The sequence below is a fragment of the Thermoflexus sp. genome, assembly GCF_040289485.1.
In the GTDB taxonomy this organism is placed as follows: Bacteria; Chloroflexota; Anaerolineae; order Thermoflexales; family Thermoflexaceae; genus Thermoflexus.
In genome coordinates this window covers 1-8,856 of sequence record NZ_PSLG01000009.1, presented here as the reverse complement: position 1 = coordinate 8,856, position 8,856 = coordinate 1, and the positions used below count along the sequence as shown (strand labels likewise).

Sequence of the window (8,856 nt, the reverse complement as noted above, 5' to 3'; positions counted from 1 at the left end):
CACCAGCCACACCGCCGCAAGGAGGGCTGCCCCGATCCCCAGCCAGCGCCAGCCCGTGGGCCGGGCGGCCGGGCGGACCTGGGCCATCAGGCGGGCCTTGAGGCGCGCCGGCGGGCGCTGGGCGGGGACCGCGTAGGCCATGGCCGCGGCGGCCTCCCGATACCGGGCGAGGGCCTCCCGGCAGGACGGGCACCCGGCCAGATGGGCCGCCGCCGCGGCAGCCTCCTCCGGCGAGAGGATGCCCAGCGCGTAGCCCGCCAGCTCCTCTTCCCAGATCCCATGCTCTGTTTCCATCGCTCCGCCCCTGAATCCGGATACGGCCCGGCGTCTGATCGGATCCCCTCCGCCCCAACGGCGTTCAGGGGACCAGCCCCCGCTGGGCCAGCCATTCGTGAACCTTGTGGAGGGCCAGGCGCAGACGGCTCTTGACCGTCCCCAGGGGCTCCCCCAGATATTCGGCGATCTCGCGGTGGGTCCAGCCCTGGAAATAGGCCAGTTCCAGCACCCGGCGCTGCGGCTCGGGGAGGGCTGCCAGAGCCTCCCGGACCGCCTGGTGCAGTTCCTCGGCCTCGGCCTGGGCCTCCACGGAGGGATCCTCTGCGGGGCGCTCGAGGGCCTCGCTCGCCTCCGCCCTCAACATCCAGGCCTCCAGCGGGCGGGCCCGGCGCCGGCGCAGGACATCGATGGCGCGGTTACGGACCAACGTGAAGAGCCAGGTGGTGAAACGGCCCCGCTCCGGCATGAAGGCAGCGGCGTTCCGCCAGATGCTCAGGAAGACGTCGAGGACCACCTCCTCGGCGGCACCCGGATCGTCCAGGATCCGACAGGCCAGGGCGAAGGCCCGCCCCCCGTGGCGATCGTAGAGGGCGGCCAGGGCGCGCTCGTCGCCGGCGGCGATGCGGGCCAGGAGAGCGGCGTCCTCCATGTCCGCATCGCCCGTCCCGCTCATGGCCGGATCACCCAGAGGTCGGTCTGGGGATGGCTGATCCACTCCACCCCGGTGGGAGTCACCCACACGTCCTCCTCCAGCCCGATATAGCCGTAGCCGGGCACCTTCACCCCCAGCTCCAGCGCGAACACGTTCCCGGCCTCCACGATCCCATACGGCGTCTGGCCATAGCGCTCCCAACGGGGCCCCAGCAGCGTGGAGCCATCGTGCACCGTCCGCCCGATGTGGTGGCCCAGGGCGTGCAGATATTCGGGATAGCCGCGCCCGGTGAGGGCCCGGCGGGCCGCGGCGTCCACCTCCCAGCCCTGGACGCCGGGGCGCAGGGCCTGGAAGCCCGCCAGGAGCGCCTCGCGGACGGCCTGGAAGGCCCGCCGGATCTCGAGGGGAGGCTCCTCCTCCCCCTCCCGCAACCCATACCACACGCGCTGGAGGTCCGAGCAGAAGCCCTCCTGCCGGATCCCCAGATCGATATGGACCAGGAGGCCTGGGGCCACGCGCCGATCCCCTGGCATGGCGTGGCCGACGGGGGCCTCCGGTCCCACGGCGACGATGGGGCAGTAATCCGGGTCCCACGCCGGCTCCACTCCTCGGGCCCGCATCCGCTCGTGGAGGAAGGCCTGGATCTCCCGCTCCGTGCGGCCGGGCCGCAGGAAGGCGCCGACCTCCTCAAAGAGGGCTTCTGTGGTCTCCACGGCGCGGCGGATCGCCTCCACCTCCATCGGCGTCTTGCGACCCCGCAGAGCGCCGATGAGGTCCTCGGCGGAGATCAAGCGGCTGGCGAAGGGGGTTCCGCCGAGCAGGCGGTGGAGCAGGCACCACATCCCGTGGGTGAGGCCATCGGCGGCCGGGTCGTTCTCTGAGTAGTTGATGGCGATCTCCCGGGGGTTCAGGCGCTGCAGCGTCTCCACCAGCGGCTCCCGGATGCTCTCGTCGTAGCCGATGACCGGATCCCACGCCCCCAGGGCGGCCACGTTCTCCCGATCGAACCGCCCGACGATGGCGATACGGTCGCCCCGGGCGGTGATGAGGAAGGCCGAGACCCAGGTGACGTTGAGGCCCAGGATGAGGTCCAGGGCCGGGTCCCGCGTCTGCTCGGATTCCCGCACGAAGGTGAGCCATGCATCGATCCCTTTCTCGTTGAGGATGGCGATGGCCTGCCGGATCTTCTCGCGGATCAGCGCCTCGGCGGGCATGGTTCCTCCTGGCGGGATGGAGATTTGGGGCCCGAAGGTCAGCGGGCTCCCCGGGCGGGCGCTTCCTCCTCGGCGTCGGAGCCCAGCAGCCGCCGGACCAGGGCTTCGAGTTCCTCATCGGAGTAGTAGTAGAGGATCAGGCGGCCCCCTTTTCGACTCCAGGACAGCGTGACCCGGGTGCCCAAGGCGCGGCGGAGCCGGTCCTCCAGCGCCGCCAGTTCCGGCGGGCGGCGGGGCCGGGCGCGGGGCTGAGGACGGTGGCCCCGGAGGCGCCGGGCCAGTTCCTCCGCCGCCCGCACGCTCAGCCCCTCCTCCAGGATACGGCGCAGCACGTGCGCTTGCTGGGCCGGGCTGTCGAGCATCAGGAGGGCCCGGGCGTGGCCCTCGCTGATGCGGCCCGCCAGCAGATGGTCCTGGATGGCGGGGGGCAACTGGAGGAGGCGCAGGGCGTTGGTGATCGCCGCGCGGCTCCGGCCGACCCGCCGGGCCACCTCCTCATGGGTCAGACCGAAGGTCTCGATCAGGTAGCGATAGGCCTGGGCCTCCTCGAGGGGGTTCAAATCGGCCCGCTGGAGGTTCTCCACCAGCGCCAGTTCCAGCATCTGCCGAGGGGCGACCTCCCGCACCACCACCGGGACCGTGGTCAGGCCGGCCCGCTGGGCCGCCCGCCAGCGGCGTTCCCCTGCGATCAGCGTATACCGCGGGGGGTCGGCCTGAGTCTGGGTGACGATCAGGGGCTGCAGCAGGCCGTGCTCCCGGATCGATTGGGCCAGCCCCTCCAGTTCCGTCTCATCGATCTGCCGACGGGGTTGATGGGGGTTGGGCTGGATGGCCTCGATGGGAACCTCCAGCAGGCCGGCGCCCTCGCCGGCCGGCAACAAGGCCTCGAGCCCTTTGCCCAGCCCGAACTTACGCGCCATGGGCTCCTCCCTCCCCCGAAGGGACCGGGATCCGATCGCCCCGCATGAGTTCCTCAGCGAGGGCGGCGTAGGCCACAGCCCCCGGCGAGTGGGGGGCGTAGACAATGACGGGGAGGCCGTAACTCGGGGCCTCCGCCAGGCGGACGCTGCGGGGGATGACGGTCTGGAAGACCCGTCCCGGGAAGTGATGGCGAACCTCCTCCACCACCTGCTGCGCCAGGCGGGAGCGGCCGTCGAACATCGTCAGCAGGAAACCACGGACGTGCAACGTCGGGTTGAACTGCCCCCGCACCCGCGTCATGGTCTGCAGGAGCCGGGAGAGGCCCTCCAGGGCCAGATATTCGCACTGGACCGGGACGATCAGGGCGTCGGCGGCGACCATGGCGTTGAGGGTGAGCAGGCCCAGGCTGGGGGGGCAATCGATCAGGATGTAATCGTAATCCGAGCGGACGGCCCTCAAGGCATCGCAGAGGCGGAACTCCCGACGGGGGGCCTGGACCAGTTCCACCTCTGCGCCGACCAGATCCGGGGCCGCAGGGACCAAATGTAGGCGCTCCCACCGGGTGACAAGGATGCGGTCCGTGATCGGCCGGCCGTCGACGAGGACCTCGTAAACGGATCCAGGGAGGGCGGCCCGCTCGATCCCCAGGCTGGCCGTGGCGTTGGCCTGGGGATCCAGATCCACCAGGAGCACCGACCGCCCGGCCGCCGCCAGGCAGGCCGCCAGGTTCACCGCCGAGGTGGTCTTGCCCACCCCGCCCTTTTGGTTGGCGAAGGCATACACTGGCATCCGCAGGTCAACCCCCGATGGCCGCGCGGATGGCGATGATCTCCTCCGGCCGCGGCGTGCCCGCCAGCCCTGGTCGGGTTACCGAAAGGGCCGCCACGCGGGCGGCGTAGCGGGCGGCCGCCAGCGGATCGCGGGTCTCCCACAGCCGGATGAAGAAGGCCGCCGCGAAGACGTCGCCGGCGCCGGTGGGGTCCACCTCCTCGACCGGCTCGGCCGGGATCGCGTGGGGAACCCCCTGCCAGAACAAGGTCGCCCCGCGGGCGGCCTGGGTGACGACGAGGATCGGCGTGCGGCGGGCCCAGCGTCGGGCCGTCGCCCAGTCGCCCTGAATGTCCTCCTCGCTGAACACCACCGCGTCGGCGTGGGGCAGGAGGGTCTCCACCTCCTCCCACCGCCGGGGATGGACATGGCCGGAGGGATCCCAGGCCCGCATCCATCCCTGAGGGGTGAGGCCGCGCAGCGCCCCCTCGAACACGAAAAGCGTCGCGGGGTCCACCTCGTTGGCCACTGGGGCCAGGTGGACCACCCGCGGCCGGCGCCACTCCAGCGGGACCGCGGCGGGGAGCAATCGCTCAGCGACCCCGTGCAGGCGCTGCCGCCGGCCCTGGGAGGTGTAGAGGTTCTCAAACTCGGTGGTGCGCTCGGCCGGCAGGTTCATGATGGCTGCCCCGTCCAGGGCGGGGCGCGGATCCCAGTCGGGGCCGGTGCTGGTCACCACCCCCACCCGCCAGCCGTGGGCCAAGGCCGTCCGGCCGGCGTAGGCCGCTGTCCCACCGAAGGCCGGTCCGAAGGGGGTCCGGTCGCGGCAGACGTGCCCGACGATCACATAATCCACCGGCGTCATTCCCCCTCCGGCGTCCAGCGCATGGCGATCACCACACGGCGCTCCTCCCCCTCGCCGATGCTGTAGGTGGTCACCTTCGGATGGTCCTTCAAGGCCAGGTGGATGATCCGCCGCTCGGCGGCGGGCATCGGCTCGAGCTCCAGCGGGCGGCCGGTGGCCATCACCTGCTCCGCCTTCTTCAAGGCCAGGCGTCGCAGGGCCTCCGCCCGCCGCGCCCGGTAGCCGTTGATGTCCACGATCAGAGGGATGAATCCCCCCAGCCGTCGGGCCACGATGGCCCGCACCAAGGTCTGGAAAGCATAGAGCGTGCGGCCGTGGTGGCCGATGAGCCGGGCGACCGCCGGGCCCTCCAACCGCGCCACCCACAGCGGATGGTCGCCCTGGCCCTCCGGACCCTCGACCGTCTCCTGGGTGATGGAGAGGGTCGCCGAAAGGCCCAGGGAACCCAGCAGGCCGCTGATCGCCTCCGCCAGCACCTCTTCGATCTGCTCTGGCGAGGGGGCAGGGGGAGCCGGGGCCTGCCGCACGATCAACCGAACCCGGGCCTCACGGGTGCCCAGGCCCAAAAAGCCCGAATGACCCGGGTCCAGCACCTCGATCTCCACCGCCTCCCGGGGGACGCCCAGCTGGGCCAGGCCGGCCTGGATCGCCGCCTCAATCGTCGGTCCGCTCACCACCAGTTCCATTCGCTCCCTCCCCGCACCTCACCCCTCCTTCGCCGGCCGGCGGGCCTTCGAAGGACGGGCGGGTTCGGTTTTCTTCGGGCGCGCTGGCGACGCGGCGGGCGGGTTGGGGGCCGCGGGGGCCGCCGGCCGAGGCCGGGCCAGCCACCTGGGCAACAACCGCCGCACGTCGCGGGTGGCCAGGGCGAACTGGATCACCGAGATCAAGTTGGTGACGATGAAATAGACGCTCAGCCCCACCGCCAGGTTGTAGCTGATCCAGCCGAAGAAAAGGGGCATGTAGAGGTTCATCAACTGGGTGGTCATCTGGGTCTGCGGGTCTGTCGCCGGCGGGGACATCACCTTCTGGGACCACCAGGTGGTGAGGATGACCAGCAAGGTCATGATGGGCAGGGGGATGAGGATCCCGCCCACCGGGACGAAGATCCGCTCCGGCCGCCCCAGATCCCACAGGAGGAACTGGCTCTGGATGGGCAGCAGCGTGGCCAGGGCCGGGAACCCGTTGAACCGGTAGATCAACTTGGACAGGTCGATGACGGCCATCGGGTTGAGGGCGAGGACATGGATGATGGCCTGGTAGACGGCGATCAGGATGGGGAACTGGATCAGGAGGGGGAGGCAGCCCCCGAAGGGGTTGACGCCCGCCTCTTTGTAGAGTTTCATCTGCTCCTGGGCGAGCCGTTCCCGGTCCTTGCCGTATTTCTTCTGGAGCTCCTGGAGCCGTGGCTGGAGCTCCTGCATCTTGCGGGCGGTCCGCTGCTGCTGGGCCATCAGCGGGTAGAGGAGCAGGCGGATGAGGACCGTCAGGGCCACGATGGCCAGGATGAAGTTGCGGCCCATGGCGGCGTAGAGGACCAGCAGCAGGTTCACCAGCGGCTGGAAGAAGAGCAGGTTCGTCACCAGCGTGATCGGATTCATCCATCCTCCTTCCCAAAGGATCCCCTCACCGGGCCAGTTTCCACGCCTCGCGGAGATCCGAATGATAGGCCACCAGCCGGAAGGGGCCTCCGGTGGGGACCACCACCACCCGATCCGCGACGGCGACAAGTGGGGTGAGCAGGCGGCCGGGCGCCAGGTTCACCGATTTGAGTTTAGCGCCATCCGCCAGATTCAACAGATGCAGCCATCCCGCCTCATCGGCCACATAGACCCGATCCGCCACCACCAGCGGCCGGGCCCGGACAGGGCCGTTGGCCTGGAAGGGGCGCGGCCATACCGGCCGTCCCTCCCGGTCCAGGGCGAAGACCTGCCCGCTCATATCGCCGACGATCAGGCGGTCCCCGGCGACGGCCGGCCCGTCCCAGACCCAGTGGCCGGCCTTGAAACGCCAGCGCTCCCGGCCGGTGGCCGGATCCAGGGCATACAGGTGATCATCGAAGGCCCCCACATAGAGGGCCTCTCCGTCCAGGGCGAGGGCCCCAGCGATGGCCCCCCGCGCCTGGAAAGGCGCAGGCCAGGCCAGCGTCCCGGTGGCCGCATCCAGGGCCAGGACCCGATGATCCATTGTGCCGACCAGAAGGAGGGTGTCCGAGAGGACCGGGGTGGCCCAGATGCGAGGTGCCCCGCGCCCCGCCTCCGGCAGCCGGGTCCGCCAGAGGGCCTGGCCGGTGGCCGGGTGGATGGCCAGCACAAACCCATCCCCCGTCCCCACGAACACGCGGCCCCCATCCGTCACCAGGCCGGCGAAGACCGGGCCCAACGGAGGCTGGTCCGCCGGAGGGTAAGTCCACCGCAACGCGCCCGCGTCCCGATCCAGCCCACACAGGCGGCTCTCCCCGGTCCCCGGGTTCTCCGCGGCGACGACCACTACTCCATCGGCGACAGCGGGGGTCGCGTGAAAGACCCCCTGGCAGGGGCCGGCCGCCCCGTTCTGGGGGGGGAAGCGCCACCGTTCCTGGCCGGAGGCGGCCTCCACCGCCAGCACCCGATCGATGTCCGCCACGTAGAGCGTGGAATCCCCCACCTGGATCCCCGGCCAGCTGGAGGAAGGCCCTCCGCAGCCGGCCAGCAGGAGCCCGAGGAGGATCCCAAGGCCCGCGAGGATGTGCCGATCCGTTCGCTTCAACAACGCGCCCTCCGTTCCAGGATCTTCCGCTAGGGCACCGGATCGTATCCGCCCGGGTGGAGGGGATGGCACCGGGCGATCCGGCGAAGCCCGAGCCAGCCGCCGCGGATCAACCCGTAGCGGGCGATCGCCTCGTAGGTGTATTGCGAGCAACTGGGATAGAAGCGACAGGCCGGCGGCAACAGCGGCGAGATCGCCCGCTGGTAAAGGCGGATCATTCCCATGGCGATACGGGCCGGCCATCGCTTCCACCCCGGCATGCTTCCTTTCATCCGGTTCCTCCAGCTTCCTGTCCCTCGGGAAAGCGCCCTTCCCGCAGCAGCCCCAGATGGCGCAGGGCCTCCAGGAGAGCCGCCTCGGCATCCTGGCGCTTGCGCCCAACAAGACCCGGCCGGGCAATGAGGACCAGATCCCAGCCCGGCCGGATCTCGTGGAGGTGGAGGCGAGCCGCCTCGCGGAGCAGCCGCTTCGCCCGGTTGCGGCGGACCGCCTTGCCGAGGGCGCGGCGTCCGGCGATGACAGCCACCCGCGTGATCCCCAAGGCGTTGGGGGCGGCCTTAAGCCGGAGGAGGTCATTGGACCAGGAGCGTCCCTCCTCCAGGACCCGCTCGATGGCTTTCCGGTGGCGCAACCGGACCAGCGAGGCCACGGCCGCTGGGGGGCTCAATCCTCACGGCCGGAGGGGCCCCGATATTTGCCCTTCCAGTTGATGCGCTTGGCCCCTTCGTATTGCGGCGTCAGCCGCCAGCGCCCTTTCAACCGCCGTGCCTTCAGCACCCGCCGCCCGCCCTTGGTGCGCATGCGGGCCAGGAACCCGTGGACCTTCAGTCGTTTCCGCCGCTTCGGCTGGTAAGTCCGCTTGGGCATCGCACGCACACCTCCCCCAGGGATACGCAGGGGGTAATTATAGCGCAAAACCCGGCACGGGAGGCATGGCCGGGAGATCGCTATAATAGAGTTCCGCCATTCCCGATCCGTGAGGAGGGGCCGATGTTCGGATACGCCGGACGGGTGCTCCATGTGGATCTCACCGAGGGCCGCATGTGGGTGGAGGAGCCTGCGGAGGCCTTCTACCGGACCTACTGGGGCGGCAGCGCCATGGGGCTCTACTACGTCCTGAAGCACACGCCGCCCGGGATCGATCCCTTCGACCCTCGCAACACGCTGACCTTCTTCCTCAGCGCCGCCACCGGGGTTCCCATCTCCGGCCAGAGCCGCGCCACCGCCAACGCCAAATCCCCCCTCACCGGCCTCATCGGGGACGCCCAGGCGGGCGGCTTCTGGCCCGCCGAACTGAAGTTCGCCCGCTTCGACGGCGTGGTGATCCACGGCCGCGCCCCCCGGCCGGTCTACCTCTGGATCCACGACGGGGAGGCGGAGCTGCGGGACGCCGCCCACCTGTGGGGCCGCAC

General features: G+C 70.6%; 12 protein-coding genes and 1 pseudogene. 1 reads left to right on the top strand and 12 read right to left on the bottom strand.

Translation table 11 applies throughout. The features are described from left to right. From C4313_RS02680 to rpmH, 12 genes and pseudogenes are all read right to left on the bottom strand, one after another. Positions 1-294: zf-HC2 domain-containing protein (locus C4313_RS02680; RefSeq protein ID WP_352428333.1), on the bottom strand; the 294-nt coding region annotated here is incomplete at its 3' end. Positions 295-358: 64 nt separating this feature from the next. Further along, a complete protein-coding gene (locus tag C4313_RS02675) occupies positions 359-949 on the bottom strand; it encodes a sigma-70 family RNA polymerase sigma factor (RefSeq protein ID WP_352428332.1) in 591 nt (196 codons plus the stop codon). Next, complete coding sequence (locus C4313_RS02670; protein WP_352428331.1) at positions 946-2,142, bottom strand: M24 family metallopeptidase; 1,197 nt, start codon at positions 2,140-2,142, stop codon at positions 946-948. Before C4313_RS02670 ends, C4313_RS02675 begins: the two co-directional genes overlap by 4 nt. A gap of 38 nt (positions 2,143-2,180) precedes the next feature. After that, a complete protein-coding gene (locus C4313_RS02665) occupies positions 2,181-3,062 on the bottom strand; it encodes a ParB/RepB/Spo0J family partition protein (protein WP_352428330.1) in 882 nt (293 codons plus the stop codon). Next, complete coding sequence (locus tag C4313_RS02660) at positions 3,052-3,852, bottom strand: ParA family protein (protein ID WP_352428329.1); 801 nt, start codon at positions 3,850-3,852, stop codon at positions 3,052-3,054. The genes C4313_RS02665 and C4313_RS02660 overlap by 11 nt, the downstream gene beginning before the upstream one ends. Before the next feature lie 7 nt (positions 3,853-3,859). Continuing rightward, a complete protein-coding gene (locus C4313_RS02655) occupies positions 3,860-4,696 on the bottom strand; it encodes a PfkB family carbohydrate kinase (RefSeq protein ID WP_352428328.1) in 837 nt (278 codons plus the stop codon). Continuing rightward, entirely contained in the window at positions 4,693-5,382 is a 690-nt protein-coding gene (gene jag, locus C4313_RS02650; protein WP_352428327.1) for an RNA-binding cell elongation regulator Jag/EloR, read from the bottom strand. The genes C4313_RS02655 and jag overlap by 4 nt, the downstream gene beginning before the upstream one ends. 18 nt (positions 5,383-5,400) lie before the next feature. Next, positions 5,401-6,297 carry a YidC/Oxa1 family membrane protein insertase gene (locus C4313_RS02645; RefSeq protein ID WP_352428326.1) on the bottom strand — a complete coding sequence of 299 codons (897 nt, stop codon included), beginning with the start codon at positions 6,295-6,297 and terminating at the stop codon, positions 5,401-5,403. 25 nt (positions 6,298-6,322) lie between these two features. Then, entirely contained in the window at positions 6,323-7,447 is a 1,125-nt protein-coding gene (locus tag C4313_RS02640; protein WP_352428325.1) for an outer membrane protein assembly factor BamB family protein, read from the bottom strand. A gap of 26 nt (positions 7,448-7,473) precedes the next feature. Beyond that, the gene (gene yidD, locus C4313_RS02635; RefSeq protein WP_352428385.1) at positions 7,474-7,668 is read right to left on the bottom strand and encodes a membrane protein insertion efficiency factor YidD; all 195 of its coding nucleotides are present in this window, start codon (positions 7,666-7,668) and stop codon (positions 7,474-7,476) included. 44 nt (positions 7,669-7,712) lie between these two features. Beyond that, entirely contained in the window at positions 7,713-8,093 is a 381-nt protein-coding gene (gene rnpA, locus C4313_RS02630) for a ribonuclease P protein component (RefSeq protein WP_352428324.1), read from the bottom strand. Positions 8,094-8,179: 86 nt separating this feature from the next. Further along, positions 8,180-8,311 (bottom strand): annotated as a pseudogene (gene rpmH / locus C4313_RS02625) (50S ribosomal protein L34); the annotation flags it as partial. A 123-nt stretch (positions 8,312-8,434) separates the two neighbouring features. Here rpmH and C4313_RS02620 point away from each other — a divergent pair. After that, the coding region (locus tag C4313_RS02620) for an aldehyde ferredoxin oxidoreductase N-terminal domain-containing protein (protein ID WP_352428323.1) at positions 8,435-8,856 on the top strand (422 nt) is incomplete at its 3' end.